This window comes from Enterobacter hormaechei subsp. xiangfangensis (assembly GCF_001729785.1).
Lineage (GTDB): Bacteria > Pseudomonadota > Gammaproteobacteria > Enterobacterales > Enterobacteriaceae > Enterobacter > Enterobacter hormaechei_C.
Map to the genome: position 1 here is coordinate 3,470,192 of NZ_CP017183.1, position 26,955 is coordinate 3,497,146.

28 protein-coding genes, 1 other RNA gene and 2 pseudogenes are annotated in these 26,955 nt (G+C 47.5%); 16 read left to right on the forward strand and 15 right to left on the reverse strand.

Annotation, left to right across the window (positions count from 1 at the left end; all coding sequences use genetic code 11):
- Positions 1-169: 169 nt before the first annotated feature.
- From BFV63_RS16555 to BFV63_RS16570, 4 genes are all read left to right on the forward strand, one after another.
- Positions 170-544 (forward strand): DUF2799 domain-containing protein, encoded by a 375-nt coding sequence (locus tag BFV63_RS16555; protein WP_003863151.1) that lies wholly within the window; start codon positions 170-172, stop codon positions 542-544.
- A 153-nt stretch (positions 545-697) separates the two neighbouring features.
- Complete coding sequence (gene yfiR / locus BFV63_RS16560; protein WP_023323613.1) at positions 698-1,234, forward strand: regulatory sequestration protein YfiR; 537 nt, start codon at positions 698-700, stop codon at positions 1,232-1,234.
- The gene (gene dgcN, locus BFV63_RS16565; RefSeq protein WP_023323614.1) at positions 1,227-2,447 is read left to right on the forward strand and encodes a diguanylate cyclase DgcN/YfiN; all 1,221 of its coding nucleotides are present in this window, start codon (positions 1,227-1,229) and stop codon (positions 2,445-2,447) included. The genes yfiR and dgcN overlap by 8 nt, the downstream gene beginning before the upstream one ends.
- A gap of 12 nt (positions 2,448-2,459) precedes the next feature.
- Entirely contained in the window at positions 2,460-2,945 is a 486-nt protein-coding gene (locus tag BFV63_RS16570; RefSeq protein WP_003863144.1) for an OmpA family protein, read from the forward strand.
- Between the two features lie 2 nt (positions 2,946-2,947).
- Here the strand turns inward: BFV63_RS16570 and BFV63_RS16575 are convergent, their stop codons facing one another.
- The 7 genes from BFV63_RS16575 to ffh form a co-directional block, all read right to left on the reverse strand.
- Positions 2,948-4,318 (reverse strand): PepSY-associated TM helix domain-containing protein, encoded by a 1,371-nt coding sequence (locus tag BFV63_RS16575; protein WP_003863143.1) that lies wholly within the window; start codon positions 4,316-4,318, stop codon positions 2,948-2,950.
- A gap of 38 nt (positions 4,319-4,356) precedes the next feature.
- Positions 4,357-4,761 (reverse strand): DUF2946 domain-containing protein, encoded by a 405-nt coding sequence (locus tag BFV63_RS16580; RefSeq protein ID WP_046621127.1) that lies wholly within the window; start codon positions 4,759-4,761, stop codon positions 4,357-4,359.
- Between the two features lie 132 nt (positions 4,762-4,893).
- The gene (gene rplS, locus BFV63_RS16585; protein ID WP_002914145.1) at positions 4,894-5,241 is read right to left on the reverse strand and encodes a 50S ribosomal protein L19; all 348 of its coding nucleotides are present in this window, start codon (positions 5,239-5,241) and stop codon (positions 4,894-4,896) included.
- Positions 5,242-5,284: 43 nt separating this feature from the next.
- Positions 5,285-6,052 carry a tRNA (guanosine(37)-N1)-methyltransferase TrmD gene (gene trmD / locus BFV63_RS16590; RefSeq protein WP_003863138.1) on the reverse strand — a complete coding sequence of 256 codons (768 nt, stop codon included), beginning with the start codon at positions 6,050-6,052 and terminating at the stop codon, positions 5,285-5,287.
- Between the two features lie 31 nt (positions 6,053-6,083).
- On the reverse strand, positions 6,084-6,623 hold the full coding sequence (gene rimM / locus BFV63_RS16595) for a ribosome maturation factor RimM (protein ID WP_003863136.1): 540 nt from the start codon (positions 6,621-6,623) through the stop codon (positions 6,084-6,086).
- Between the two features lie 15 nt (positions 6,624-6,638).
- The gene (gene rpsP / locus BFV63_RS16600; protein ID WP_003863133.1) at positions 6,639-6,887 is read right to left on the reverse strand and encodes a 30S ribosomal protein S16; all 249 of its coding nucleotides are present in this window, start codon (positions 6,885-6,887) and stop codon (positions 6,639-6,641) included.
- A 116-nt stretch (positions 6,888-7,003) separates the two neighbouring features.
- The gene (ffh, locus tag BFV63_RS16605) at positions 7,004-8,365 is read right to left on the reverse strand and encodes a signal recognition particle protein (protein WP_003863132.1); all 1,362 of its coding nucleotides are present in this window, start codon (positions 8,363-8,365) and stop codon (positions 7,004-7,006) included.
- A 166-nt stretch (positions 8,366-8,531) separates the two neighbouring features.
- On the opposite strand from ffh, the gene BFV63_RS16610 reads away from it, so the two are divergent.
- Together BFV63_RS16610 and BFV63_RS16615 are read left to right on the forward strand one after the other, a co-directional pair.
- Positions 8,532-9,323: a cytochrome C assembly family protein gene (locus BFV63_RS16610; protein WP_003863130.1), complete on the forward strand. Its 792-nt coding sequence runs from the start codon at positions 8,532-8,534 to the stop codon at positions 9,321-9,323.
- A 19-nt stretch (positions 9,324-9,342) separates the two neighbouring features.
- The gene (locus BFV63_RS16615) at positions 9,343-10,629 is read left to right on the forward strand and encodes an HlyC/CorC family transporter (RefSeq protein WP_026094274.1); all 1,287 of its coding nucleotides are present in this window, start codon (positions 9,343-9,345) and stop codon (positions 10,627-10,629) included.
- Positions 10,630-10,681: 52 nt separating this feature from the next.
- Here BFV63_RS16615 and grpE read toward each other — a convergent pair whose 3' ends face one another.
- The gene (gene grpE, locus BFV63_RS16620) at positions 10,682-11,275 is read right to left on the reverse strand and encodes a nucleotide exchange factor GrpE (protein WP_003863126.1); all 594 of its coding nucleotides are present in this window, start codon (positions 11,273-11,275) and stop codon (positions 10,682-10,684) included.
- Positions 11,276-11,397: 122 nt separating this feature from the next.
- Between grpE and nadK the strand changes: the two genes are divergently transcribed.
- The 3 genes from nadK (at position 11,398) to bamE (ending at position 14,500) form a co-directional block, all read left to right on the forward strand.
- Positions 11,398-12,276 carry an NAD(+) kinase gene (gene nadK / locus BFV63_RS16630; RefSeq protein ID WP_003863124.1) on the forward strand — a complete coding sequence of 293 codons (879 nt, stop codon included), beginning with the start codon at positions 11,398-11,400 and terminating at the stop codon, positions 12,274-12,276.
- Between the two features lie 85 nt (positions 12,277-12,361).
- Positions 12,362-14,023, forward strand: a complete 1,662-nt coding sequence (recN, locus tag BFV63_RS16635) for a DNA repair protein RecN (RefSeq protein ID WP_045337470.1) — start codon at positions 12,362-12,364, stop codon at positions 14,021-14,023.
- Positions 14,024-14,161: 138 nt separating this feature from the next.
- Entirely contained in the window at positions 14,162-14,500 is a 339-nt protein-coding gene (bamE, locus tag BFV63_RS16640) for an outer membrane protein assembly factor BamE (protein WP_003863121.1), read from the forward strand.
- A gap of 61 nt (positions 14,501-14,561) precedes the next feature.
- Here the strand turns inward: bamE and BFV63_RS16645 are convergent, their stop codons facing one another.
- Complete coding sequence (locus tag BFV63_RS16645) at positions 14,562-14,849, reverse strand: RnfH family protein (RefSeq protein WP_003863119.1); 288 nt, start codon at positions 14,847-14,849, stop codon at positions 14,562-14,564.
- Positions 14,839-15,276 (reverse strand): type II toxin-antitoxin system RatA family toxin, encoded by a 438-nt coding sequence (locus BFV63_RS16650; protein WP_003863117.1) that lies wholly within the window; start codon positions 15,274-15,276, stop codon positions 14,839-14,841. Before BFV63_RS16650 ends, BFV63_RS16645 begins: the two co-directional genes overlap by 11 nt.
- A 156-nt stretch (positions 15,277-15,432) precedes the next feature.
- Here BFV63_RS16650 and smpB point away from each other — a divergent pair, with 156 nt between their 5' ends.
- From smpB to BFV63_RS16685, 7 genes and pseudogenes are all read left to right on the forward strand, one after another.
- On the forward strand, positions 15,433-15,915 hold the full coding sequence (smpB, locus tag BFV63_RS16655; RefSeq protein WP_003863115.1) for an SsrA-binding protein SmpB: 483 nt from the start codon (positions 15,433-15,435) through the stop codon (positions 15,913-15,915).
- Positions 15,916-16,004: 89 nt separating this feature from the next.
- Positions 16,005-16,368: a transfer-messenger RNA gene (gene ssrA, locus BFV63_RS16660) on the forward strand.
- A 165-nt stretch (positions 16,369-16,533) separates the two neighbouring features.
- Positions 16,534-17,763 carry an integrase domain-containing protein gene (locus BFV63_RS16665; protein ID WP_168697770.1) on the forward strand — a complete coding sequence of 410 codons (1,230 nt, stop codon included), beginning with the start codon at positions 16,534-16,536 and terminating at the stop codon, positions 17,761-17,763.
- Positions 17,764-18,045: 282 nt separating this feature from the next.
- Positions 18,046-19,602 carry a recombinase family protein gene (locus BFV63_RS16670; protein WP_069597574.1) on the forward strand — a complete coding sequence of 519 codons (1,557 nt, stop codon included), beginning with the start codon at positions 18,046-18,048 and terminating at the stop codon, positions 19,600-19,602.
- Positions 19,592-20,488: a ParB/RepB/Spo0J family partition protein gene (locus tag BFV63_RS16675; protein WP_023323119.1), complete on the forward strand. Its 897-nt coding sequence runs from the start codon at positions 19,592-19,594 to the stop codon at positions 20,486-20,488. The genes BFV63_RS16670 and BFV63_RS16675 overlap by 11 nt, the downstream gene beginning before the upstream one ends.
- Positions 20,485-21,382, forward strand: a pseudogene (locus BFV63_RS16680) (ParB/RepB/Spo0J family partition protein). The gene BFV63_RS16675 and the pseudogene BFV63_RS16680 overlap by 4 nt, the downstream one beginning before the upstream one ends.
- Before the next feature lie 115 nt (positions 21,383-21,497).
- Positions 21,498-21,722 (forward strand): annotated as a pseudogene (locus BFV63_RS16685) (integrase); the annotation flags it as partial.
- Between the two features lie 156 nt (positions 21,723-21,878).
- Here BFV63_RS16685 and BFV63_RS16690 read toward each other — a convergent pair.
- Genes BFV63_RS16690 through hxsD form a run of 5 tightly spaced genes read right to left on the reverse strand, consistent with a single transcriptional unit; the run spans position 21,879 to position 26,902 of the window.
- The gene (locus tag BFV63_RS16690; RefSeq protein ID WP_000694699.1) at positions 21,879-23,486 is read right to left on the reverse strand and encodes a TIGR04141 family sporadically distributed protein; all 1,608 of its coding nucleotides are present in this window, start codon (positions 23,484-23,486) and stop codon (positions 21,879-21,881) included.
- An 18-nt stretch (positions 23,487-23,504) separates the two neighbouring features.
- A complete protein-coding gene (hxsA, locus tag BFV63_RS22775) occupies positions 23,505-24,140 on the reverse strand; it encodes a His-Xaa-Ser repeat protein HxsA (protein ID WP_001624497.1) in 636 nt (211 codons plus the stop codon).
- Complete coding sequence (hxsC, locus tag BFV63_RS16695) at positions 24,137-25,249, reverse strand: His-Xaa-Ser system radical SAM maturase HxsC (RefSeq protein WP_023323122.1); 1,113 nt, start codon at positions 25,247-25,249, stop codon at positions 24,137-24,139. Before hxsC ends, hxsA begins: the two co-directional genes overlap by 4 nt.
- Positions 25,242-26,630, reverse strand: coding sequence for a His-Xaa-Ser system radical SAM maturase HxsB (hxsB, locus tag BFV63_RS16700; RefSeq protein WP_023323123.1), 1,389 nt, complete (start codon positions 26,628-26,630; stop codon positions 25,242-25,244). Before hxsB ends, hxsC begins: the two co-directional genes overlap by 8 nt.
- Positions 26,630-26,902 (reverse strand): His-Xaa-Ser system protein HxsD, encoded by a 273-nt coding sequence (hxsD, locus tag BFV63_RS16705; RefSeq protein ID WP_024191988.1) that lies wholly within the window; start codon positions 26,900-26,902, stop codon positions 26,630-26,632. Before hxsD ends, hxsB begins: the two co-directional genes overlap by 1 nt.
- Positions 26,903-26,955 lie beyond the last annotated feature (53 nt).

The window sequence follows — 26,955 nt, forward strand, 5'->3', positions numbered from 1 at the left end:
GAAGAGGTGACACAACGATATCACATCAAGTAAAGATTTCAATCCAAAATACGTACACATTACTTTACAGAAGCCCTTTAATTGCAAAATTAATGGCCTAAAACCGTAAATTTAAAATTACACACGCACACTTGTAAGCCAGGCTATGCTCACAAAAAGGAGAATAGCCATGCGTTCAATTACTCTCATGTTGTTGTCGCTGATTTTGTCGGGTTGCCAGATCAATCCTTATACTTTTCAGCCTGGCTGGACCAGCCCGGACTGGTTCACTGCCGGTAAAGAAGACGCTATGAATGGTGTTCCGGTTAAAGATAATCAGGCTCTGGCCGATAGTTTTAATGACCCTCAGGTTGATCGAGGGGAATATCTTCGTGGCTACGCTGACGGACAGAAAAAAATATGCGAAGAGGGCTTTATTCACGCCTGGGGATTAGCGGGAAAATCATTTCCTGCCAGCTGCGATACAACTGAAAATGCAGTAAAACTGCATGAATCCTGGCAACAAGGATTGGATGAAAGTATGCGTTCCAGCAGGCTTAATTGAGCCTGCCTGAATTCCTCTGAATATAGCTCACTGTAAGATTTAGCTTAGGTCAAAACAGGGATATTTCTGACATAATGACGGCTTTGATAAACAATGGTATTCTGCCGACAATTCTTAAGGACATCTATTTCCGGGGCGGTTTGGCGGATTCTGATGAGAAATGCAATCTTGATCGCTTTGCTCCGACTCCCCCTGGCGCTAATGCTGTTCATTTTAGTGGCCCCTGCAAAGGCAGGCTCGTTCACTGAAACGGATAAATCAGTACGTTCGATTGTTTCTGGTATTGTGAGCTACACCCGATGGCCAGCACTGTCTGGCCAGCCTAAGCTCTGTATTTATGCCTCTTCCCATTACAGACAGGCGCTCAGCAGTGAAGATGAACACAACCCGTTGCCCTATAGTCCTGTCATTGTGCATAGCGATCGGGAAGCACTCACAGCAAGGTGCGATGCCCTCTATTTCGGGAGCGAGTCGCCAGCAAAACAACAGGAAATAATAAATCAATATCAGGACCAGGCGTTGCTATTAATGTCAGAACAAAATCCTGAATGCGTTATTGGCAGCGCATTTTGTCTGATAATAGAGCACAACCAGGTCAGGTTTTCCGTAAATCTGGATGCGCTGGCGCGCAGTGGCGTAAGAGTCAATCCGGATGTATTAATGCTCGCACGGAATAAGAAGCATGAATAAGGAAGTCGTACCAACACCGCGTCCGACGTTTAAAAGAACGTTGCGGCGAATCAGCATGATAAGCGTCATTATAACGATGACGTTTATATGGTTGCTGCTGTGTTTCGCTTCCGTGGTGACATTAAAGCAATACGCGCAAAAAAACCTCGAACTTACCGGCGCCACCATGAGCCACAGCCTTGAAGCCTCTCTGGTGTTCAACGATGCCATGGCAGCAAATGAAACGCTGGCGACCCTCGGCAAGCAGGGGCAGTTTGCCGTGGCGGAAGTGCTTAATGCACATCATAAACGGTTTGCCTGGTGGTCGTGGAACCCGGCGGATAATACCGACACGCTGGGCGCGCTGGTCAACCGGTGGCTGTTCCCTGTTCCTGTCGCACAGCCCATCATACATAACGGCAATGTGATTGGCGAAATTCGTCTGACCGCACGCGACAGCCTGATTAGCCACTTTATCTGGCTCTCGTTTGCAGTCCTCACCGGGTGCATTCTTTTTGCTTCTGCCGTCGCATTGACCATCACCCGCTCGCTACATCATGGCATGGTTGTTGAAATGCAAAACATCACTGACGTTGTGCATGACGTTCGCACCAACCGCAACTTTTCTCGCCGGGTAACGGAAGGCCGCATTGAAGAGTTCCACCAGTTTGGAGAAGACTTCAACAGCCTGCTGGATGAAATGGAAGAGTGGCAGCTCAAACTACAGGCGAAAAACGCTCAACTGTTGCGTACCGCCATGCACGATCCGCTCACGGGGCTTGCAAACCGCGCCGCGTTTCGCAACAACATTGCAGCATTAATGAATGACGCTTCGGCAAAAACCAATTCCGCCCTGCTATTTCTGGACGGTGATAACTTCAAGTTTATCAATGACACCTGGGGTCATGCCGCGGGTGACTGCGTTCTGATCGAAGCCGCAAAAAGGATGGTCGAATTTGGCGAAAAACGTCATCAGTCTTACCGTCTTGGCGGCGACGAATTTGCCATGATCCTTTACGGCGTCCACACCGCGCGTGAGGTCGAATATATTTGCGCTGCGCTGTCGCAGCAATTTATCCGTCCGTTTGATCTGCATAACGGGCACACAGCATCAATGTCACTCAGCATTGGCTTTGCTCTGGCATGGGAAAATGCCTCCGTTGAGGCCTTACTGGAGCAAGCCGATCGCAATATGTATCTGGTCAAAAACCAGCGTTCGAAAACAATATCCTGAAAGGAAGACGATATGTTAAAGCGATATTTTGCGCCGTTGTTACTGGCATCACTGGCAATGTCCGGATGCCAGTCATCCCCTGAAGGGAAATTCACGCCAGAGCAAATCGCGGCCATGAAATCCTATGGCTTTAACGAACTGAATGGCGACTGGTCTCTGGGCCTGTCAGATAAGATCCTGTTTGATAAAAATGACGCCAGGCTGCGCCCGGAAAGTGAAACGCAGATCCAGACTATGGCCTCACGCCTGGCGGCAACCGGCCTGAACCACGCCCGGATGGATGGCCATACGGATAACTATGGCGAAGAGAGCTACAACGAAGCGCTTTCGTTAAAACGTGCCAATGTTGTGGCGGATGCCTGGGCGAAGGGCGCGAACATCCCGCGCAGCAACCTCACCACGCGGGGCTTAGGCAAAAAATACCCTGTCAGCAGCAACCGCACTGCACAGGGGCGCGCTGAAAACCGCCGGGTTGCGGTAGTCATCAGCACGCCTTAAGGCTATTTAACGGATGTTCCGGCGAGCGACACGCCTGAAACCGCTCGCCAGCGCAGCCAGTCAATCACAATAAAGACCACCAGACTGACGCCCATTACTGGCAACGCCAGCCCCAGCAGGAGGCTTATCAGGAACGTCACTCCCCTTCCCCACAGCGGCAATGCCAGCCAGCTTTGACAGAGCGTCTGTACCGGGTTCGCGGCTGACGTTGCAGGGCGACGCATCCACCACATCCGGTATCCCCAGATAATCAACACGCACAGCGCAACGCCAAACGCGATGAGCAGCAGCTGATTTGCCAGACCAAACAGGATCCCCATATGGAAATCCACGCCCCAGCGGGTGAGTTTAGCCATCAGCGGGAAATCCCCGAAGCGAGTGCTGTCCAGCACCTTCAGTGAGTGGGGATCCACGGCAACGGCATCAACCTGCGTCGGCCAGCGGCGATCGATTTCCGTCACCGTCCAGGCCTGGTCGTCCCTGCTTGCCGGGCGGATCTCAACCTTTTTCGCATCAATTCCTGACTGGCGGGCGGCCTGCAATACGCTGTCAAAAAGCGACAGTTCAACAGGCATTTCAGGCATCGTCATTCCCCCGTGATGACCACGATGTTCGGCGTGTTCATCCCTCATTTCCGGCGCACCGGAAAGGGTGGTATTTACCTGCGGCGTCAGCCAGTTCATCTCTGCACGCAGCTTATCGACGTTGCCACCGGCCCATTGTGACCAGGTTAACCCGGTGACTGAGAACAGCAGCATTCCCGTCAGTAACGTCCAGCCTAAGATCACATGCAGGCGACGACGATTCTGGAAACGATTGTTAATACGGCGCTTCGGTCGGGTGTAGAACCACAGCGCGATCCCGCCCAGGGCAGCAACCCACATCCACGAGGCGGCTAACTCGCTATAGAGGCGCCCGATGTTGCCCAGCATCAGCGAGGTATGCAGATAATCGATAGTCTGACGCAGCGGTAAAATCCCGCTGGTGCCGTACACAGTCATATCCCCTCGAACCTCAAGGCTGGCGGGATCAATAAAAATAGCCCGATGCTCGGAGGGACCCAGCGCCGGGTCGGCAAACATCACGCGGGTCGTTTCACCCTCTTCCAGCCCCGGACGAACAGCGTGTAAACGCAGCGCTGAACCCACGGCCTTTTCTGCCACGGCAATTTGTTTAGCAAGAGGCTGCGCCTCACCAACGGCATCCGTGTGGAGTGCATAATGGTACAGCGCATTTTCAAGCTGCGGCGTGGCGACATACAGCGTACCGGTCAGCGCTGCGAAGAAGATAAACGGACCGACAAACAGCCCGATATAGAAATGGAGGCGACGCAGCAGGTTTCCCCATGCCGCGCGCGGAGTGCAGGTAGTCATACTTTTCCTTTTTAAGGCAAAAAGTGAGTGATTTTGTTTTAAAGGGAGAAAGCAGACCGACGCGGCGGCGCGCGGGTATCGGGGTAAAGCCAGGGGAAAAAGTGCCAGTGGCTGACCGCCTGACGAGGCGGCTTCACGCGCAGCCGCTGCAACACCACGCTGAGCAGAACGATAAGCGCCAGCATCACGCCCGGTACATGCGCTAACAGCACGCAGTAGCCGCATGCTTCAGCATGGTCAACTGGCATAGAATGCGGCATATCACCATGATGCTCGTCCACCGACATCATGCTCATGTCGTGGTGCATGCCCGGCATGGCGCTCATGGGATCTTTTTGCAGCGAGACGGAGATCAGCGGCGCCACGACGATCAGCAGGATCGCAAACAGCGCGGTCAATGCCGCTGTGCGTTTCCAGCTATGCTGATGCAGTACGTTATCCACTTACCCTCCACCCAAGAGGCGAACATTGTAAATGATTTATGACGGAAGGGTTAACGCGAGAGGTGCGATGAGATAAAAAAAGGGCCAGCCTTTCGGCCAGCCCTTTCTAACAGGATGTCGCTTAAGCGAATCTTAGTTCAGACGCTCTTTAATACGAGCAGACTTACCAGTACGCTCACGCAGGTAGTACAGTTTAGCTTTACGTACAGCACCACGACGTTTAACAGCAATGCTGTCAACTACCGGAGAGTGAGTCTGGAAGACACGCTCAACGCCTTCGCCGTTGGAAATTTTACGAACAGTGAATGCAGAGTGCAGACCGCGGTTACGAATAGCGATAACCACGCCCTCGAATGCCTGCAGACGTTTTTTGGAACCTTCAACAACCCATACTTTCACTTCCACGGTGTCACCTGGACGGAAGGAAGGTACGTCCTGCTTCATCTGCTCTTGTTCAAGTTGCTTAATAATGTTGCTCATAATTTAATCTCTTATCCTGGGTAAACTGATATTCGGGAGCGTATTACGCTTTCCCATCATGTTCATGCTGCTGGTGCGCGTGTTCAGTTTTGAACTCGGCCAGCAACTTTGCTTGCTCTTCAGTCAGAGCCAGGTTTTCCAGAAGTTCAGGTCTTCTAAGCCAGGTTCGGCCCAGCGACTGCTTCAAACGCCAGCGACGTATCTCGGCATGGTTTCCAGACAGTAACACTGCCGGGACTTCCATCCCTTCTAACACTTCAGGACGAGTATAGTGTGGACAGTCCAGCAACCCATCGGCAAAGGAATCTTCCGTTGCCGAAGCTTCATGGCCCAGAACCCCCGGAATAAACCGGGCGACGGAGTCAATCAGCGTCATTGCCGGTAACTCACCACCGCTGAGAACGTAATCGCCGATAGACCATTCTTCGTCAATCTCGGTTTGAATTACGCGCTCATCTATTCCTTCGTAGCGACCACAGACCAGAATCAGTTTTTGATTCGTCGCCAGTTCGCTCACGCCCGCTTGATCAAGCTTGCGTCCCTGAGGTGACAGATAAATCACCTTCGCGCCTTCACCTGCCGCGGCTTTTGCTGTGTGAATGGCGTCCCGTAAGGGTTGCACCATCATCAACATCCCCGGTCCGCCGCCGTAAGGACGATCGTCCACGGTACGGTGCCGGTCGTGCGTGAAGTCACGAGGACTCCAGCTCTGGATGCTCAGCAGGCCATTCTTTACTGCCCGGCCAGTTACCCCGTAATCGGTAATCGCGCGGAACATTTCAGGAAACAGGCTAATTATGCCAATCCACATAGCGCCGTCTTTTACCGTTTATCCGGAGAATTTAAAAACCAGGATCCCAATCTACTTCAATGGTTTGAGTAGTGAGATCGACTTTCTTGATAACCTGTCCATCGAGGAACGGAACCAACCGCTCCTTGATGCCAAATGCATCTTTCAGGTTTGCCTTAATGACGAGAACGTCATTTGACCCGGTTTCCATCATGTCGATGACTTTCCCCAGGCTGTAGCCTTCAGTGGTCACTACCTGGCAACCCATAAGGTCTTTCCAGTAGTAGTCACCCTCTTCCAGCTGCGGCAACTGCGACGAATCCACGACAATCTCACAATTAGTCAGCGCATTCGCGGCATCACGATCGTCAATGCCTTTCAGCTTGATGATGATGTCCTGATTGTGGTGACGCCAGCTTTCCAGCTCGACCTCTTCCCACTTACCGGCTTTCTGGATAAACCAGGGCTGGTAATCAAAAATGCTATCAGCGTCTTCAGTGGAGGAAAACACTCTGAGCCAACCACGGATACCGTAGCAAGAACCCATTTTTCCCAATACGATCGGTTCAACAGGTGCTTTATTGCTCATCATGACCACCGTGACAGATTAAGCTGCTTTGTTTGCTGCTTTGATCAGCGTAGCAACGCGATCGGAAACAGTAGCGCCCTGGCCAACCCAGTGAGCGATACGATCCAGATCCAGACGGGTTTCTTCTTCTGCGCCAGCGGCCAGTGGGTTGAAGAAACCAACGCGCTCGATGAAGCGACCGTTGCGTGCATTACGGCTGTCAGTCACAACAACCTGGTAGAACGGACGCTTTTTAGCGCCGTGACGTGCTAAACGAATAGTTACCATAACATCCTCTTGTGTGAATAAAACAACCGGGCCCCATCGAGGAACGGAGCCCGGGTGTCATATTAAAAGCCCGAAAATTTTACTCATTTTCGGGCAAAAAGCAATCTCAAAAGCGATTATCGCCCAGGAAAACCGGGCGGCATCATGCCTTTCATGCCGCGCATCATCTTCGCCATGCCGCCTTTCTTCATTTTCTTCATCATGCGCTGCATGTCGTCGAACTGTTTCAGAAGGCGGTTTACGTCCTGCACCTGCATGCCGCAACCGGCAGCGATACGGCGTTTACGGGAACCTTTGATGATTTCTGGCTTCGCGCGCTCTTTCAGCGTCATCGAGTTGATGATGGCCTCCATACGCACCAGCACTTTGTCATCCATCTGGGATTTGACGTTGTCCGGGATCTGGCCCATGCCTGGCAGTTTGCCCATCAGGCTTGCCATGCCGCCCATGTTTTTCATCTGACGCAGCTGCTCAAGGAAGTCGGTCAGATCGAAACCGTCACCTTTTTTCAGCTTGCTGGCGAGTTTTTCCGCCTGGGCGCGGTCAACCTTGCTTTCAATATCTTCGATCAGCGACAGCACGTCGCCCATGCCGAGGATACGGGAGGCAATACGATCCGGATGGAACGGCTCCAGCGCTTCGGTTTTCTCGCCCACGCCGAGGAACTTAATTGGCTTACCGGTAATATGACGAATAGACAGCGCCGCACCGCCGCGGGCATCGCCGTCGACTTTGGTCAGCACCACGCCGGTTAACGGCAGGGCTTCGTTAAACGCTTTTGCGGTGTTTGCCGCATCCTGACCGGTCATGGCGTCAACAACAAACAGGGTCTCTACTGGATTGATAGAGGCATGAACCTGCTTGATTTCGTCCATCATCGCTTCGTCAACGTGCAGTCGACCGGCGGTATCCACCAGCAGCACGTCGTAGAATTTCAGCTTCGCCTCTTTCAGCGCCGCGTTAACGATGTCGACAGGCTTCTGGGCCACGTCGGACGGGAAGAAGTCCACGCCAACCTGCTCGGCCAGCGTTTCCAGCTGTTTGATCGCCGCCGGGCGATACACGTCCGCCGACACCACCAGCACCTTTTTCTTGTGCTTTTCGCGCAGGAATTTCCCCAGCTTACCGACGCTGGTGGTTTTACCCGCACCTTGCAGACCCGCCATCAGCACGACGGCCGGCGGCTGAGCCGCCAGGTTAAGCACCTGGTTCTCTTCGCCCATCGCCGAAACCAGCTCGTTACGGACGATTTTGACGAACTCCTGACCCGGAGTCAGGCTCTTGTTCACTTCATGGCCAACCGCTTTCTCTTTCACGCGGTTGATAAAGTCACGCACGACCGGCAACGCGACGTCTGCTTCCAGCAGCGCCATGCGCACTTCGCGCAGCGTTTCCTTGATGTTCTCTTCGGTGAGGCGTCCACGGCCGCTGATGTTGCGCAGCGTGCGCGACAAACGATCGGTTAAATTATCAAACATTGTCTCTCGCCTGGGGTAGAAACGTTAGGTCGCCTGGGCGACACATACACAGAATTTTGCCGGAGTATAACATGAAGGCGCCTTTGTTGTTATGCAACGGTTGGAGCAGGCGTCACGTAACGTTATACTGCTTCTCTTTCTTATTAAGACAACTGTCGACGCCTATATGCCTGTTTTCGCACTGATCGCCCTTGTTGCCTACTCTGTCAGCCTCGCGCTGATCATTCCTGGCCTGCTGCAAAAAAACAGCGGCTGGCGGCGCATGGCTATTCTTTCGGCAGTGATCGCACTGATTAGCCACGCCTTTGCGCTGGAATCACGCATTATCCCCGGCGACGGCAGCGTGCAAAATCTGAGCGTACTGAACGTCGGCTCGCTGGTCAGCCTGATGATCTGTACGGTCATGACCATTGTCGCGTCTAAAAACCGTGGCTGGCTGCTGCTGCCGATAGTCTACGCCTTTGCGCTGATCAATCTGGCGTTAGCCACGTTCATGCCCAATGAGTTTATTACTCACCTGGAAGCCACGCCGGGGATGCTGGTGCATATCGGCCTGTCGCTCTTTGCCTACGCGACGCTGATCATCGCCGCCCTTTACGCCATGCAGCTCGCCTGGATTGACTACCAGCTGAAAAATAAAAAGCTGGCGTTTAACCACGAAATGCCGCCGCTGATGGTGATTGAGCGTAAGATGTTCCACATCACCCAGGTCGGAGTGGTGCTGCTGACGCTCACGCTGTGCACAGGCTTGTTTTATATGAAGAACCTGTTCAGCGTGGAGAATATCGATAAAGCGGTGCTCTCCATCATCGCGTGGTTTGTCTATATTGTCCTGTTATGGGGCCATTATCATGAAGGCTGGCGCGGTCGCCGCGTGGTCTGGTTCAACGTCGCGGGTGCGGGCATTCTCACCCTTGCCTATTTTGGTAGCCGCTTCATACAGCAATTTGCTGGCTAAGTAACAAAAGGAGTTCCCCCTGGAACACATCTCTACCACCACGCTGATCGTCATTCTGGTCATCATGGTGGTCATCTCCGCTTATTTCTCTGGCTCTGAAACCGGCATGATGACGCTGAACCGCTACCGGTTACGTCATCGCGCCAAGCAGGGTAACCGTGCCGCGCGTCGTGTCGAAAAGCTTCTGCGTAAGCCGGACCGTCTGATTAGCCTGGTGCTTATCGGTAACAACCTGGTCAATATTCTCGCCTCTGCACTGGGCACCATCGTCGGGATGCGTCTGTACGGCAACGCAGGCGTGGCGATTGCCACAGGTGTGCTCACGTTTGTGGTACTGGTGTTTGCGGAAGTGCTGCCCAAAACCATCGCGGCGCTTTACCCGGAAAAAGTCGCCTACCCGAGCAGCTTCCTGTTAGCACCGCTGCTTATTCTGATGATGCCGCTGGTCTGGCTGCTGAATATGGTGACACGGGTGCTGATGCGCATGGTCGGTATAAAGGCAGACGTCACCATCAGTAGCGCGCTCAGCAAAGACGAACTGCGTACCATCGTGAACGAATCCCGCTCGCAGATCTCCCGCCGCAATCAGGACATGCTCCTGTCGGTGCTGGATCTGGAAAAGGTCAGCGTTGACGACATCATGGTGCCGCGCAATGAAATCGTCGGGATTGATATCAACGACGACTGGAAGGCCATTGTCCGCCAGCTGACGCACTCCCCGCACGGGCGTATCGTCCTCTATCGCGATTCTCTCGACGATGCCATCAGCATGCTGCGCGTGCGCGAGGCCTATCGCCTGATGACTGAGAAAAACGAGTTCACCAAAGAGGTAATGCTGCGCGCCGCCGACGAAATTTACTACGTGCCGGAAGGCACCCCACTCAGCACGCAGCTGGTGAAGTTCCAGCGCAACAAGAAGAAAGTCGGCCTGGTGGTGGATGAATACGGCGATATACAGGGGCTGGTGACGGTCGAAGATATTCTGGAAGAGATTGTCGGGGACTTTACCACCTCAATGTCGCCTTCCCTTGCGGAAGAAGTCACCCCGCAAAACGACGGGTCAGTGCTTATCGACGGCAGCGCCAACATTCGTGAAATCAATAAAGCGTTCAACTGGCATTTGCCGGAAGACGAAGCGCGGACGATGAACGGAATGATCCTGGAAGCGCTGGAAGAGATCCCGGCGGCAGGCACGCGCGTGCGCATTGAACAGTATGATATTGATATTCTGGACGTTCAGGACAACATGATTAAGCAGGTGAAGGTCCTGCCCGTTAAACCTTTACGCGAAAGTATCGCCGAGTAATGTTGTAGGCCGGGTGAGGCGAAGCCGCCACCCGGCACTACGGGTCGGCAAATTACGCTTTCGCTTTCGCCACGGTCACCATCGCAGCGCGAATAGTACGACCGTTCAGGGTATACCCTTTCTGCATCACGCCCAGCACGTTACCCGCGGCAACGTCTTCGGATTCCACCATCGCAATGGCCTGGTGAACGTTTGGATCCAGCGGTACATCCGTATCGGCAATCACTTCAACACCGAACTTACGCACCACATCCAGCATGGATTTCAGCGTCAGCTCAATGCCTTCAATCATCGCCGCGTTATCCGGGTTAGCTTTATCCGCCACTTCCAGCGCGCGATCCAGGCTGTCGATCACCGGAAGCAGTTCGTTGACGAATTTCTCCAGCGCAAATTTGTGCGCCTTTTCAACGTCCAGCTCGGTACGACGGCGCAGGTTTTCCATTTCCGCTTTGATACGCAGTACGCCATCGCGTTCGCGATTCTGCGCTTCTACCAACTGAGCTTCCAGGTTGGCAATTTTTTCATCGCGCGGGTCCACCTGCTCAGCAGACGTGTCTGGCTCTACTGCCTCAACTTCATCGTGCTGTTCCGTGATAATTTCTTCAGGGGCTTGCCCCTCAGGCGTTTTCTGTTCTTTACTACTCATGAATTTCTCCGCGTTTTTCTGCATTCATCTCGCTAACTTCGCTTATTATGGGGATCAGTTTCCTGGATTCAAGGGAACAAGGCAGATTGTCATCATTCATCAGGCACAAGGACCTCCAGAAAATGAATAATCATTTCAGGTGTATTGGGATCGTCGGCCATCCGCGTCACCCTACCGCATTGACGACACATGAAATGTTGTATCGCTGGCTGTGTGGTAAAGGCTATGAAGTGATGGTCGAGCAGCAGATTGCCCAGGAGTTGCAGCTTAAAAGCGTCAGAACCGGCACGCTGGCGGAAATTGGCCAGCAGGCGGATCTCGCCGTGGTGGTCGGTGGCGACGGCAATATGCTGGGCGCGGCGCGAACGCTGGCTCGCTATGATATTAAGGTTATTGGTGTTAACCGTGGCAATCTCGGTTTCCTTACCGACCTCGACCCGGACAATGCGCAGCAGCAGCTGGCGGACGTGCTGGAAGGCCACTATATCAGTGAAAAACGGTTTTTGCTGGAAGCCCAGGTGTGTCAGCAGGACTGCCAGAAGCGCATCAGCACCGCCATTAACGAGGTGGTTCTCCACCCCGGTAAAGTGGCGCACATGATCGAATTCGAAGTCTATATCGACGAAATCTTCGCTTTCTCGCAGCGGTCTGACGGGCTGATTATTTCAACCCCGACGGGGTCCACCGCCTACTCGCTTTCAGCCGGAGGTCCAATCCTTACGCCATCGCTGGATGCCATTACCCTGGTGCCGATGTTCCCGCATACGCTCTCGGCGCGTCCGCTGGTGATCAACGGCGACAGCACCATCCGCCTGCGTTTTTCTCATCGCCGCAGCGATCTGGAGATCAGCTGCGACAGTCAGATTGCGCTCCCCATTCAGGAAGGTGAAGATGTCCTCATTCGCCGCTGCGATTACCACCTGAACCTCATTCACCCAAAAGATTACAGCTATTTCAACACATTAAGCTCCAAGCTCGGCTGGTCAAAAAAATTGTTCTGATTTTGCATCCAGCACTTTACTGTATATAAAACCAGTTTATACTGTATACAAACACAGTTATGGTTTTTCATACAGGAAAACAATTATGCTGGCACAACTGACCATCAGCAACTTTGCCATTGTTCGTGAGCTTGAGATCGACTTCCATAGCGGAATGACGGCGATTACCGGTGAAACCGGTGCAGGTAAATCCATTGCCATTGATGCCCTCGGCTTGTGCCTCGGTGGTCGTGCAGAGGGGGATATGGTGCGCACAGGCGCCGCCCGTGCCGATCTCTGCGCCCGCTTCTCGTTAAAAGACACACCTGCCGCCCTGCGCTGGCTGGAAGCAAACCAGCTCGAAGACGGACGTGAGTGTTTACTTCGCCGCGTCATCAGCAGCGATGGCCGCTCCCGTGGTTTTATCAATGGTACAGCGGTTCCCCTCTCCCAGCTTCGCGAGCTGGGCCAGCTGCTCATCCAGATCCATGGTCAGCATGCGCACCAGCAGTTAATCAAACCCGAACAACAAAAAGCCCTGCTTGATGGCTACGCAGGTGAGTACGCGCTTACTCAACTCATGGCGGAGCACTATCGTCAGTGGCATCAAAGCTGCCGCGAACTTGCGCAGCATCAGCAGCAAAGCCAGGAGCGTACCGCGCGCGCCGAGCTGCTGGAATATCAACTGAAAGAGCTGAACGAATTTAACCCGCAGGCGGGTGAATTTGAGCAAATCGACGAAGAGTACAAGCGTCTGGCCAACAGCGGTCAGCTGCTCTCCACCAGCCAGAATGCCCTTAACATGCTGGCGGATGGCGAAGACGTGAATTTGCAGAGCCAGCTGTACAACGTGCGTCAGCTTGTGACCGAGCTGACCGGCATGGACAATAAGCTTTCTGGCGTACTGGAAATGCTGGAAGAGGCCGCGATTCAGATTTCAGAAGCCGGGGATGAGCTGCGCCACTACTGTGAACGTCTGGATCTCGATCCGAACCGCCTGTTCGAGCTTGAGCAACGCATCTCCCGTCAGATTTCACTGGCGCGTAAGCATCACGTTACCCCGGAAGAGCTGCCGAATTACTATCAGTCTCTGCTGGAGGAACAGCAGCAGTTGGACGATCAGGCCGATTCCCTTGAAACCTTGTCTCTGGCGGTTAATCTGCATCATCAGCAGGCGCTGGAAACGGCGAAACGGCTGCACGACGTGCGGCAACACTATGCGCAGGAGCTTAGCCAGCACATTACCGACAGCATGCATACGCTGGCGATGCCGCATGGGGTGTTCACCATAGATGTTCGCTTTGAAGAGAACCACCTGACGGCGGAAGGCGCAGACCGCGTAGAATTCCGCGTCACCACCAACCCGGGCCAGCCTTTGCAGGCAATTTCGAAAGTGGCTTCCGGTGGTGAACTGTCGCGTATCGCCCTGGCCATTCAGGTGATTACCGCCCGTAAAATGGAAACCCCGGCGTTGATTTTCGATGAAGTGGATGTGGGTATCAGCGGCCCGACTGCGGCCGTTGTCGGCAAACTGCTGCGTCAGTTGGGTGAATCGACGCAAGTCATGTGTGTGACTCACCTGCCGCAGGTCGCCGGATGTGGTCATCACCACTTTATCGTCAGCAAGGAAACCGATGGTGAAATGACGGAAACGCACATGAAGCCGCTGGATAAACGCTCACGCTTGCAGGAGCTGGCACGCTTGCTCGGCGGCAGTGAAGTCACTCGCAATACCCTCGCGAATGCGAAAGAACTGCTGGCGGCATAAACTTTTTCGGGATCTCAGGGTCATACAGAACAACAAAAACGCCGCCAGACCGGTTTCAAAGTGGGGCAAGGTCTATTATCATCGGCATATTACATATGAGCCGCGTACTGCTCGGGCCCGAAAAGGAATCAAATCACTATGCGCTGTAAAACGCTGACCGCTGCCGCAGCGGTTCTTCTGATGTTGACCGCAGGCTGTTCCACTCTGGAGAAAGTGGTTTACCGTCCTGACATCAACCAGGGGAACTACCTTACCCCTAACGATGTGTCCAAAATCCGCGTGGGTATGACACAACAGCAGGTCGCTTATGCCCTGGGAACCCCGATGATGTCCGATCCCTTCGGCACAAACACCTGGTTCTATGTATTCCGCCAGCAGCCTGGTCATGAAGATGTAACCCAGCAAACCCTGACGCTGACCTTCAGCAGTGCCGGCGTGCTGACCAACATCGACAACAAGCCTGCCCTGACCAAATAATCAGGCGTCAGCAACGCAAAAAGGTGCTCAATGAGCACCTTTTTTGTGTACATTTATTTGGCTACTTACCGGATTTCTCTGCTCGCTGACGGCGCAACTCTTTCGGGTCGGCAATCAACGGACGATAGATTTCAACCCTGTCGCCCTCTTTCAGCACATCACCGAGCTTAACCGGACGGCTATAAATGCCGACTTTATTCTTCGCCAGGTCAATATCACGGCGAAGTTCAAGGATGCCGGAGGCCCGGATAGCCGCCTCAACGGTGGCGCCCTCTTCAAGCGTCACGCGCTGCAAATACTGCTTCTCCGGCAGCGCATACACCACCTCAACAGCAATCTTATGCGACACTGTAAACCTCTTTGGCGCGCGTGGTGAACGCCTGAACCATATTCGAGGCCAGCTCTTTAAAGATTCGGCCAAACGCCAGTTCGATCAGCTTATTGGTAAATTCAAAATCCAGATGAAACTCAATGCGGCAGGCGTCAGCGCTCAGTGGCGTAAACTTCCACCCTCCCATCAGTTTTTTAAACGGACCATCCACCAGATGCATCAATATACTCTGATTGCTCGTCAGGGTATTGCGCGTGGTGAACGTTTTGCTGATCCCCGCTTTGGAGACATCCACGGCCGCAGTCATCTGCGTCGGGCCAGATTCCAGCACCCGGCTACCGGTGCATCCTGGAATAAATTCCGGATAGGACTGAACGTCGTTCACTAACTGATACATTTGTTCCGCGCTGTAGGGAACAAGCGCAGTACGGCTAATCTGAGGCATAGCATTTTCCATGGTCACACAACAGACAAATAATAACATTTATCACCTGTTAAAAAAACGCTAAGCCTTATCTCGTGCTAATATAGCGCGTTAGACCTCACAGGACGCAATGAGGTGACTTTTTAAAATCAGATTACCGACGGCTTTACGACACTTATGACGAAGAAAAAAGCACATAAACCTGGTTCGGCGACCATTGCGCTTAACAAGCGTGCTCGCCACGAGTATTTCATCGAAGAAGAATTCGAGGCCGGCCTTGCGTTGCAGGGCTGGGAAGTAAAATCGCTGCGTGCCGGGAAAGCCAATATCGGCGACAGCTACGTGATCCTGAAAGACGGTGAGGCCTTCCTGTTCGGCGCGAACTTTACGCCGCTGACCGTCGCCTCTTCACATTACGTTTGCGATCCTACCCGCACCCGTAAGCTGCTGCTGAACAAGCGCGAACTGGAATCCCTCTACGGACGCATCAACCGTGAAGGCTTCACAGTGGTGGCACTCTCTTTGTACTGGAAAAACGCCTGGTGCAAAGTGAAAATCGGCGTGGCGAAAGGTAAGAAACAACACGACAAGCGTACTGACCTGAAAGCACGCGAGTGGCAGCTCGACAAAGCACGTATCATGAAAAACGCAGGACGTTGATTCTGCGCGCTTATTGTACTATTCAATAAGTTAGCGTTTCGGGCTGGTGTCGAGGAAGTAAAATCTGGTATACTGAGTTCAACACTATTGGGGCTGATTCTGGATTCGACGGGATTTGCGAAACCCAAGGTGCATGCCGAGGGGCGGTTTGCCTCGTTAAAAGCCGCAAAAAAATAGTCGCAAACGACGAAAACTACGCTTTAGCAGCTTAATAACCTGCTAAGAGCCCTCTCTCCCTAGCTTCCGCTCTTAAGACGGGGATCAAAGAGAGGTCAAACCCAAAAGAGATCGCGTGGAAACCCTGCCTGGGGTTGAAGCGTTAAAACTAATCAGGCTAGTTCGTTAGTGGCGTGTCTGTCCGCAGCTGGCGTGCGAATGTAAAGACAAACTAAGCATGTAGTACCGAGGATGTAGAAATTTCGGACGCGGGTTCAACTCCCGCCAGCTCCACCAAATATTGATGTACTGAAGTTCAGTAAAGTCCACTAAGCCCGCACAGCACAAGCTCTGCGGGCTTTTTTACGTCTATTGTCGTCCAGTGAGAATTGCTGAGAACTATCACATATGGCACCCTGAATGGGACCCACTGAGAAGGGTCCAAAAACCGAGGGTCCCAAAATGGCAAAAATCGCTAAGAAGCTCACTGACACTGAAATCAAAAGCACCAAGCCAGCCGACAAAGAAATCAACTTGTTTGACGGAGATGGTTTGATACTACGAATCGCTCCCCTTTCGAAAGGAGGAAAGAAGAATTGGTATTTCAGGTATGCAGTGCCAGTGAGTAAAAAAAGAACCAAAATGAGCCTTGGGACCTATCCTCACCTTACACTGGCAAGAGCCAGAGCCTTACGAGATGAATACCTTTCCTTGCTTGCTAATGGCATTGATCCCCAAGTTCATAACAACGATAAAGCTAATGCCTTAAAGAATGCTACTGAACACACTCTCCAAGCCGTGGCAAGGAAATGGTTGGATGAGAAGGTTAAGACCTCTGGTATCTCACAAGACCATGCAGAAGACATCTGGCGAAGCCTGGAGAGAAATATATTTCCCGGCTTGGGTAAGGTTCCTATCAATGAGATTCGACCCAAACTCTTAAAGCAACATCTCGACCCTATTGAGCAACGAGGAGTCCTCGAAACCTTACGGCGAATCATTTCCCGATTAAATGAGATTTTTCGCTGGGCCGCGACTGAAGAACTTATCGAGTTTAATCCGGCTGACAACCTTGGGCAACGGTTCAGTAAGCCTAAAAAACAGAATATGCCAGCATTACCCCCTTCCGAGTTACCCCGCTTCCTAATGGTGTTAAACAATGCCTCAGTTCGTATGGAGACAAGATTGCTGATTGAATGGCAATTGCTGACCTGGGTTCGTCCAGGGGAAGCCGTTCGTGCGAGATGGGCCGATATAGATACTGACAACTCGATATGGAACATCCCGGCTGAGTTTATGAAAATGAAGAAGCCTCACAAAGTTCCACTAAGCAAAGAAGCTTTGCGAGTCTTGGATTCAATGAAAGCCATCAGTGGGCACAGAGAGTGGGTTTTCCCAAGTATCAAAGCTCCACTCAATCATATGCATGAACAAACAGCGAATGCTGCAATCATCCGAATGGGATTCGGTGGTGAACTGGTAGCCCACGGAATGCGTTCTATAGCAAGAACGGCCGCAGAGGAGTCTGGAAAGTTCAGAACAGATGTCTTAGAAGCCGCCCTTGCCCACTCGAAGAAAGATGAAATAATTGCAGCCTACAATCGTGCAGAGTATCTCACAGAACGGGTGGTTCTCATGCAGTGGTGGAGTGACTTTGTTTCGTCTCAAAAATACAAAATTATTGCCGCATAACTCTTCCATGATGGGTTAACTATCTTGATTTGGTTAAAGAATTAATAATCAAACTATTAACCTATGTGGACTAAGCATAGCCATTTACGAATGGGTACCTTGAGGCCACATAACGAAAGCTGTCGGTCATATCAGCTAAATAATTCACATCTCTTCTCGATTATCATACACCTCGAAGATTTACTAAATTCGCTCTAATCAATGATAAAACAGTTGAATTTGGTTAAAAATTGATCAATTTTATCCTCTACATTGTATTGAATCATCCATGAGGTTTCGTGCATGGCTAGCGAAAATGATAAAAATCATAAAGTTAGGGTCGCACAGTACTTGAGGATGTCTACCGACCATCAGCAATATTCTTTACATAATCAGCCCGAATATATCAAAGATTATGCTGAAAAGAACAATATGGAAATCGCTTATACCTACGATGATGCAGGTAAGAGCGGAGTCAGTATCATAGGCCGGCATTCTTTGCAGCAGTTACTTAGTGATGTAGAACAAAAGAAAATAGATATACAGGCTGTATTATTTTATGATGTGAGCCGTTTTGGTCGTTTTCAAAATAGTGATGAAGCTGCATATTATTCCTTTCTATTTGAGAGAAACGGTGTAGATCTTATATACTGTTCTGAACCTATTCCCACTAAAGATTTCCCTTTAGAGTCTTCTGTTATACTGAATATAAAAAGATCTAGTGCTGCATATCACAGCAGGAATTTATCAGAAAAGGTATTTATAGGGCAAGTAAATTTAATAAAGCTTGGTTATCATCAAGGCGGAATGGCTGGTTATGGGCTAAGACGTCTTTTAGTAGATGAAAATGGCATAGCTAAAGAAATATTGGGCTTCCGCAAAAGAAAGAGTATTCAAACAGATAGGGTGATATTAATTCCGGGACCAAAAAATGAGATCAAAATTGTAAATAGCATTTATGATCTCTTTATAGATGATAACATGCCAGAATTCATTATTGCTGAGAGACTAAATGAACAGAATATACCTGCAGAAAATGGAACATTATGGACTCGTGCAAAAATACATCAAATCTTGACAAATGAAAAATATATTGGAAATAACATATATAACAAAACCTCATCTAAACTAAAAAGTAGGCTTGTAAAAAACCCCAAAAATGAATGGGTTAGATGCGACAAGGCATATAAACCCATTATTTCAAAGAAAAAATATAATAAAGCTCAAGAAATAATTCAGCTCCGATCCGTACATTTGACTAATGAAGAGCTTTTAGAAAAGCTAAAACAAAAATTAGAATCTAATGGAAAACTATCTGGCTTTATCATTGATGAAGATGATACAGGCCCTTCATCTTCTGTTTACAGAACCCGATTTGGTGGTCTTTTAAGAGCATATACTTTGATTGGTTATAAGCCAGAACATGATTACAGCTATATCCAAATAAATGAAGCACTAAGATCATTTTACTCAGGAATAATTGAGGATTTTAAGGGGGAAATTTTAAAAAGCAACTGCTATATAGACGAATATAAATATGCACCAATGCTTTACATCAATGATGAGCTTTTAATTTCCGTCCTTATTACTAAATGCACACCTATGAAATCGGGTAAACTTAGATGGAAAGTCCGGTTTGATAACTCACAGAAAGCAGACATAACAATTGTTATACGAATGGATTCACAAAATATTTCACCACTTGATTTTTATATCATACCAAAGATTGAAAACGAATATAGTAAAATGTGTATGACGGAAACAAACAACATTCGATTAGATCTGTATAGATTTGATAATCTGGATAAACTTCTACAAATTATTACTCGCATGAAAGTGAGGGAACTATATGCTGCCTGAATCAAATGAATTCCCAATAATCCAAATTGAAATTGCCAAAATAAAATTTCTTAACCCGCGAACTAGAAATAAGGTAGTGCATGAAGAAATTAAGGAAAGTATAAAAAAAAGAGGATTAAGCAAGCCTATAAGCGTAAGAGCGATTGATGAAGACGACTTCAAATATGCTTTAATTTGTGGCCAAGGGAGAATAGAGGCTCTCGTTGCATTAGGTGAAACCATTATTCCAGCAATTATAAGAGATGTATCAGAAGAAGATGCTTATGTTATGAGTTTGGTTGAAAACATTGCAAGGAGGAGACCACGTTCCAATGAGTTATTACAGATAATAAAAGATATGAAAAACAGAGGACTTTCAGACTCCGAAATAAGTGAAATTACTGGGTATTCATCGAACTGGGTGAGCAGTATAAATATGCTTCTTGATAAGGGAGAGCATAAACTTCTCTCTGCAGTCGAACGGGGGAATTTACCTCTGTATCTCGCAGTGCAATTTGCAAGATGTGAAACTGAAGAAGCACAAGATATTCTTACCGAAGCATATGATAAAAAATTAATAAAAAGCCGGGACATTATAAAGATAAAACACATTCTAAATCAGCGAACAATAGGGAATAAAGGTGCAAAAGCAGCCGGGTTTTATTATCACAAACCATCAAAAAGAATGTCTGCTGAAGAGTTAATTGAGCTTTATGAAAATAGTATCGCTGAACATAAATCTGTTTATAACAACTCTAAATTTATTAAAACTAATTTGCTGATAGTAAATGAGATCTTTAACATCATAATGATGAATAAAAGCTTTCAAAATATACTTGAACAAGAGAATCTATCAGAACTGCCATCTCAAATCCTCAATCCAATAAACAAAGAGGCATCAAAATGATTCAGATACGTTTTGGCGATAATTTTATTTACCTGGAAACAAATAAGTTAATTCCATCTAAGGAATTATTAGAAAACGTAAAGCGAAGCCATAAATATCATCAAATAGTTACCTCTATCGAAAGCTTAGGTATTATTGAACCAATAATAGTATTCTATGACAAAGATAAAGATGTCACTAAGATACTTGATGGCCATTTAAGGGTTGAGGCTTTAAAAGACTTAGGTATAGAAAAAGCTCCATGTATACTTTCGAGCATAGATGATGCTTTCACTCCTAACAAACAAGTGAATCATATAAATGTAGTTGAAGAACATAGAATGATAATTAAGTCTCTGGCAAAAGTATCAATTGAAAAACTTAGTGCTGCTTTGGGCATATCTGTTGATGCCATAAAAGATAAAGCGAATGTGATGAACGGCATAGATCCAAGTGTAATTGCGAAACTTTCTGATAAACCGATACCTAAGGCTACATTTGATGTATTGAGAAAAATGAAGCCAATTCGTCAAATTGAAGCAGTCGGTACAATGATTAATTTTGATAATTATAGTAAAAAATTTGCAATGAGCATCTTGGATGCTACACCGGCATCAATGATAGTAAATAAAGGGAAAAACACTCCCTATAAAAAGGACATAAAAAAAAACCATACTTCGTCTGGAACAGGAAATGGCAACAACTTCGGAAGAAACAAAAAAACTTCAAACCGAGTATGGTTCAGATATGTTGAAATTCGTGATAATCCAGTCATATATTAATAAATTACTGGGTAACTCTAAAGTTCTTCATTGGTTCTTGGAAAACGAGGTTGATTATCTTAATGAGTTAAAAAGAATTTCGAAAATTAATTCTTTAGATGATAAGACTCTTGCTGAAAACAGCCAGTCATAGGTATGGTTTTATATATCCGAAATAAACCATGAAGTATACTTACACAACCATAATGGCTTCTCTTAGATATTAGCATAAGTAGGCAGTATAAGCCGTAATCATTCGAACGGTTTAAGGAGGTGAACTTATGGTTAACAGAATGAGATCTATTGTGAGAACGGCGACAGACGAATCTGGTAAGTTCAGGACTGGTGTCTTAGAAGCGGCCCTTGCCCACTCGAAGAAAGATGAAATAATTGCAGCTTACAACCGCCCAGAATATCTGGCAGAACGAGTGATTCTCATGCAGTGGTGGAGTGATTATGTCATTGCTCAAAAATTTAAAGCTATTGCGGCATAACAACTCTATAAGGGGTTAAATCTCCCAGCCCCTTATCCACCAAGACATAAACCTTTTTTGACACCACTTTGTTCTAAACCAAGATACATGGGCTGTAACTTACAAAAGCGATTTTCTGCATGAACTGGCAAACGTCTCTGGCATTGAAAAATTTATTTAAAGCTTGTTCTTTTGTGGTTTACATAGCTTCTTTTTATAAATATCTGGGTCCACAGCAATTTTGCAGATCCTGACCTCATACCCAAAATTGGTAATACTCTTGTGGAAATTTTTCAAGTTTACTTTAGAAAACAAAGGTAAATCTTCGGGAAGATTTTTATTAGAAGCTATGGCGAAAACTAGTTTATATTTTTTAGCATCTGGTCTATTTATATGATCGGCTAATTTTATATGAGCAGGTAGTTTCTCATTAAGTTTGCCTCGAAATTCAGAGTCACTTATAAAAAGTTCAGAACCTATAAATCCTTGTGAAAAAAGATGGCTCATACTTTGCGAACCAGTATAATATTTTACATGGATAAAATCTGATTGACCTCTGATAAGATCACAAAATTCAATCTTACTTTTACCCCCACCATGATGAATGAATTTCTGATCCATGTGTGTAAAGGAATTATCATCTTGGCAAAGTTTTTTATTATAATCCTCCTCTCGTTTATATGAATATACAGGGAATTTATCCGACTCCTCATAATGAATTATTTTTTTCATTTCATCATCAATAGTCGATACAAAATTCCTATCTGCAACATACCATATAGAGTCTCGAAGAATATAGTTCTGATCACCTTCTTTTATCTCGGCATAGAGGCACCTATATAAAGACCATTTTTTTATCGATTCAAAATCGGCATTCAAAACATGCAGGTAATTTTTTTTGAGTTCATCAACAGTTACTTCAGTTTTCTTACCATCAAAATAATCACAAACATGGTATATTGATAAGGTTTCATGAATGAATCTTTGTCTCTTATCAAAGCAATAGCCTATTTGATTTTCCCAGTCTACTATTTCTGGCTCTCCAAGCCATAAATCATTGAAGTCTTTTTCCTTTATCCGATCAATCAAAAGCGAATCCAATATCTCAACTTCTTGTTCATCAGCCTCCTTGATATTGTTAACCCATTCGAATTCTTCAGGAAGAGGTAATAAGTAAATAGAGTCTATTTTGGTCAACAGTGCTGGAATAGCCTTCAATTCAATATCCGGCATGATCACAAAAGCATCTTTGCCAGTAATTTTACTTCCTAAAATATCTTCTGTCGAAGTGCCTGTGAGAGTTGTGAGAATATCCATCTCAGAATCTATTTTTAGGTTATATATATCGACTTCTTTACTGCTCTGACTGCGAGTTAACAGGTTCGTTTCGTTGTGACTGCCTTTATCTAAACTGCGAATTTTTTTATGTTCTATACTATTAAGAGTTGTTTTAAGCCCAAATCCTTTGACAATGCTGCCATCATTGATTAAGTGATGACCGGTTCCAAAGGGAATAAGATATCTGGAATTGTTAGCCTCAATAACTAATACTGCTCCTGTGCTACTATTCATACCGAAGAAATCAGGTTCTATGCCAGGATTTTGGCCCATAAAAAAGGTGGTCCATTCAGGAGGTTTTGGGTCCATGTACTCCTTTACATATAGATATGCTCGTGCATCCTCCATCTCGAATTCAACAGGTCTTTTGACCCTTTCCAAATTCAAAACCTGATCAATATCATCGCTAAACCTTTTTGTTTTATAAATAGAGAGTTTTATCTTCATTCTATTTTACCAAATATTTTAACGAGCCAGTATATTCAAAGAGTTCAATAACTGAGCATCTAATGTTTCTCTTACTGGAGTAGGAAGCCCATATGCAACTCTGTAATTTTTGATAGCAGTTCGTGTCGCAGGCCCCATACTTCCGTCTATATTGCCGTTATAAAACCCTTTATCCAGTAATGCGAACTGCACTCGCATGATCAAACGCTTACGCTTTTCAGTATCAGAAGCCAGCCCACTACTTGCACGAGTAGTTCCATTCATTCCAGCAGAGTTTGTGGTCGTAGAGGCATCGGTGTCATTAGAGCGAAGCGAACGAACAGATGAAGAAGACGATGGCGAATTTGTACCTGAAGTGGATGAGCCTGATGAGCTTGGTGAACTGTATGTTTTAGGATAATAAGGAGTGCTTCCACCATAGTACCCACCACCAGACGAAGATCTATGAGAACTATGGCTTCGATGGGAGCTATGACTACGATGCCCTGCAATGTAGAAAGGTACTTCCGTGTTAAGTGGAGCTATAACTAAATCATGCTCATTAAGAGTCATACCGGGCAAATCACTTGCACCAGTGGAGGAATCACTTGCCCATACAGAATTATTAAGTGCTAAAAATCCCGGAAGCAGAGCAGCGAAATTAAATTTTTTCATAAAATTGGTCTCGGTGGTTGATGAAAACGGCCTTTTGATGAACTGAAATAACCAGCACAGGAAGACTTCTGAGTACATTCATCACATTCTTTGGGGTAGTAATTTTTCCAGTCAGAAATTGACTGAGTAGCAAATCCCCAAGCTCTTTCAGGAAGATGACACAATGGGTAATTGAAGATTGTTAGGGTGATGCCTGACCTTTGTGCTGTTCCTATGGCAGAGAGAATTTTCTCACTATAGCTATCATGCTCAATGAAGATTGATGACCAGTTTTTACGTGCCCAGCCGATAGATTCTAACCCCATAAGAGAAATCTGGTTGATATTGGAAAACACGCGACCAGCGAACTCTATGATTTTGTCCAGTTCCATATAGTTAGCCAGTGTCGGAATGATTCTTAACTCAATGTTGATCCCTGAGTTACCGGCATTGATAAGCCCCATAACTGTCTCATCAAATGCCCCTTCGCTTCCAACCAGATAGTCATGAACTGACGACCTTGAAGAATAAAGCGGAATACCGAAAGTTATTTTGAGCTTTTCGCTTCGCTCTTTCATCTGTTGAGTAAAACTGACATCTGCAAACTTTCGTCCATTGGTCAAAACATGTAAAGCTGTCTCAGGTGAGTTTTCGATTATGAAGTCCAGAAATTGCAAGAAATCTTCGCCATACAGTAGAGGTTCTCCCCCACTCACTCCTACTACACCATTCAGGGAGAAAGAGGCGATGGCAAGTGCTGACTGGTTAAGAAGCCAGTCATCGTTTCCTGTCTTAGGAGGCTGAGAACAAAAAAGGCAACGGTTGTTGCACCTTTCAGTTACCAGAACAGTGTTATGGTTTGCTCTCCGTGACAAAATCACCCTAATCATGTTGCCATTGTTAACAATCCCTATATCACCATCTTCTATGGAATTGAAAAGATCAGTGCTCACAACGAAGTCTGCAAAATATGCAGGAAGTCTGGAATCAAGTTGAGTTTCACTGACCAGTAAATTTGGCAGATAGAATTGAGGATTTTCGGGCTTAGATTTGCACAAGCGATAGAAACCTTGCTGAACTGGCAGATCTGCCGTAAATCTGAAAATGTCGTTTCTCAGCACCTCAGACATAAGCCCACCCTTTAAGCATCTTTGCCATCGGTCCATCCTGAGAGATTTCATTCAGAAGGAAGCGGAACATGCCTTTGTGATACTGGCAGAAAGTAGAACGACTCTTGTCACCAACAGGTTCGCCATGAACACTAATGTTCTGGCAAGGATCTGCTCCACAGAAAGGCTGGTATGCACAGGTGTCACAACCTGGCATGGCGAAGTTAAATGAAGATGAGAGAGCGGAACGGTAGTATTCGTTGCTACTGAATGAGAGTGAGGCAAACTCTCCTGCACTGAAATCTGCTTCCGGGTTTACTTTCTGAAGCATACGACTTTCATCACTACCGTAGACTTTACCGTCATAATTGAACAGGATGCAGTTCAGCACAACTCCGCTTGGCGATTTTAGATCTGCATAACCACTGAAGCCTGGATTGAAAATTCGCTTGAGATGAATAGCAGCCGAGTGCTCAATGACAGGTATTCCCTTTTCATTCTGAATCAACACTTCCTGCATCAACTCTTTATAAAAAGCAAAATACTCTGGCATTGAAAAAGTGAAGCTCTGCTTCTGAGCAAACCCATAAGGACTAACAGGCCTGATAAACATGTCTGTAAGACCCAGAGACAAATGAGCATCTACTATGGAAGCTGGCTCTTTAGTCAGCTCCTTAGTAACTGTGGTAACCGTAGCTACCCGGTTTGCGCCAAGTTCTTCTGTGATTTTCCGAATACCAGTTACTGCTTTGTTATGAGCTTGAAAGTCAGTAAGGATGCGATTCTTGTTATGGACAGCTTCATTCCCATCGAGCGAGACCGAGAAGGTGATATTCCGCTCTTTAACCCATGAGAGAATGCTTTCATCGAGTAATGACAGACTTGTAGCAATCACCATTTCAAAAGCATCACTACCCAATGAAATCTCACACTCGTGATAGATTGACTGAACAAGATCGAACCTGAGAAGTGGTTCACCGCCCTGTACTTCTATCTTGTAGGGAGGTGTACCTAGTTTCTTTATGGTGCTGACAATTTGCGGTATCAGTTCAGGATTGAGGTCATAACCATCAGCGGTGACCGATGCCCTACTGACCTGGCAATATTTGCAAGTATGATCACAACGAAGAGTAGGTACAATCATGAAGATTGGCCTGATCGCCAGTTCATTCATGAGTCGTTTGGCAAAAGCCGAACTTAGTGCATAAGGGGTAACGGAGGAAGATTCATCTCCGCAAATGAAAAGTTTGCTTTCAAGCGATGAGGACTGTTCTTGACTGATGTGACCGTTTACCAGATCGAGAAATTCCTGCTCTCCTAAAAAATGATGAAAGCCAGCGAGGTTACTGATGAATACCCGGCCGTCAGGCATCCTGTCGAAGTTGAAAGGCATCAGTATCATTATGCAAGCCTGTCATCTATGCTTCGGAGAACCTTGCTGACAATGGCATCACGCAATTGACCGGTTTGATGATGAAGTTTCTCGCGGAGGCTAAAATCGTTTAACAGCCTTCCGAATTCAAACTCACATTCAGGGCCACTTATCTCAAAGAAGATAATCCAAGAGGATGTGTTTTCTTCAAGTTTCCATGGACTTACAGGAGTCATCCAGTATAGGGTGTTTCGGATAACCCATTCAGAATAAAGATTTTTTTGTAATATCTTTTCCCACATCGCCATTACCTTCCAAAAGAAATAATAACGGAAAGAAACTTATTCCATTTAGG

What these genes read in the sequence shown, in the direction of transcription:
- hxsA (WP_001624497.1), bottom strand. Translation starts at nt 24,140, where the DNA reads ATGAAAAAATTTAATTTCGCTGCTCTGCTTCCGGGATTTTTAGCACTT.
- smpB (WP_003863115.1), top strand. Translation starts at nt 15,433, where the DNA reads ATGACGAAGAAAAAAGCACATAAACCTGGTTCGGCGACCATTGCGCTT.
- BFV63_RS16690 (WP_000694699.1), bottom strand. Translation starts at nt 23,486, where the DNA reads ATGAAGATAAAACTCTCTATTTATAAAACAAAAAGGTTTAGCGATGAT.
- trmD (WP_003863138.1), bottom strand. Translation starts at nt 6,052, where the DNA reads ATGTGGATTGGCATAATTAGCCTGTTTCCTGAAATGTTCCGCGCGATT.
- rpsP (WP_003863133.1), bottom strand. Translation starts at nt 6,887, where the DNA reads ATGGTAACTATTCGTTTAGCACGTCACGGCGCTAAAAAGCGTCCGTTC.
- rplS (WP_002914145.1), bottom strand. Translation starts at nt 5,241, where the DNA reads ATGAGCAACATTATTAAGCAACTTGAACAAGAGCAGATGAAGCAGGAC.
- hxsD (WP_024191988.1), bottom strand. Translation starts at nt 26,902, where the DNA reads ATGTGGGAAAAGATATTACAAAAAAATCTTTATTCTGAATGGGTTATC.
- BFV63_RS16665 (WP_168697770.1), top strand. Translation starts at nt 16,534, where the DNA reads ATGGCAAAAATCGCTAAGAAGCTCACTGACACTGAAATCAAAAGCACC.
- BFV63_RS16570 (WP_003863144.1), top strand. Translation starts at nt 2,460, where the DNA reads ATGTTAAAGCGATATTTTGCGCCGTTGTTACTGGCATCACTGGCAATG.
- BFV63_RS16650 (WP_003863117.1), bottom strand. Translation starts at nt 15,276, where the DNA reads ATGCCTCAGATTAGCCGTACTGCGCTTGTTCCCTACAGCGCGGAACAA.
- BFV63_RS16670 (WP_069597574.1), top strand. Translation starts at nt 18,046, where the DNA reads ATGGCTAGCGAAAATGATAAAAATCATAAAGTTAGGGTCGCACAGTAC.
- ffh (WP_003863132.1), bottom strand. Translation starts at nt 8,365, where the DNA reads ATGTTTGATAATTTAACCGATCGTTTGTCGCGCACGCTGCGCAACATC.
- BFV63_RS16675 (WP_023323119.1), top strand. Translation starts at nt 19,592, where the DNA reads ATGCTGCCTGAATCAAATGAATTCCCAATAATCCAAATTGAAATTGCC.
- yfiR (WP_023323613.1), top strand. Translation starts at nt 698, where the DNA reads ATGAGAAATGCAATCTTGATCGCTTTGCTCCGACTCCCCCTGGCGCTA.
- nadK (WP_003863124.1), top strand. Translation starts at nt 11,398, where the DNA reads ATGAATAATCATTTCAGGTGTATTGGGATCGTCGGCCATCCGCGTCAC.
- BFV63_RS16555 (WP_003863151.1), top strand. Translation starts at nt 170, where the DNA reads ATGCGTTCAATTACTCTCATGTTGTTGTCGCTGATTTTGTCGGGTTGC.
- BFV63_RS16575 (WP_003863143.1), bottom strand. Translation starts at nt 4,318, where the DNA reads ATGACTACCTGCACTCCGCGCGCGGCATGGGGAAACCTGCTGCGTCGC.
- BFV63_RS16610 (WP_003863130.1), top strand. Translation starts at nt 8,532, where the DNA reads ATGCCTGTTTTCGCACTGATCGCCCTTGTTGCCTACTCTGTCAGCCTC.
- recN (WP_045337470.1), top strand. Translation starts at nt 12,362, where the DNA reads ATGCTGGCACAACTGACCATCAGCAACTTTGCCATTGTTCGTGAGCTT.
- hxsC (WP_023323122.1), bottom strand. Translation starts at nt 25,249, where the DNA reads ATGTCTGAGGTGCTGAGAAACGACATTTTCAGATTTACGGCAGATCTG.
- dgcN (WP_023323614.1), top strand. Translation starts at nt 1,227, where the DNA reads ATGAATAAGGAAGTCGTACCAACACCGCGTCCGACGTTTAAAAGAACG.
- bamE (WP_003863121.1), top strand. Translation starts at nt 14,162, where the DNA reads ATGCGCTGTAAAACGCTGACCGCTGCCGCAGCGGTTCTTCTGATGTTG.
- grpE (WP_003863126.1), bottom strand. Translation starts at nt 11,275, where the DNA reads ATGAGTAGTAAAGAACAGAAAACGCCTGAGGGGCAAGCCCCTGAAGAA.
- hxsB (WP_023323123.1), bottom strand. Translation starts at nt 26,630, where the DNA reads ATGATACTGATGCCTTTCAACTTCGACAGGATGCCTGACGGCCGGGTA.
- rimM (WP_003863136.1), bottom strand. Translation starts at nt 6,623, where the DNA reads ATGATGAGCAATAAAGCACCTGTTGAACCGATCGTATTGGGAAAAATG.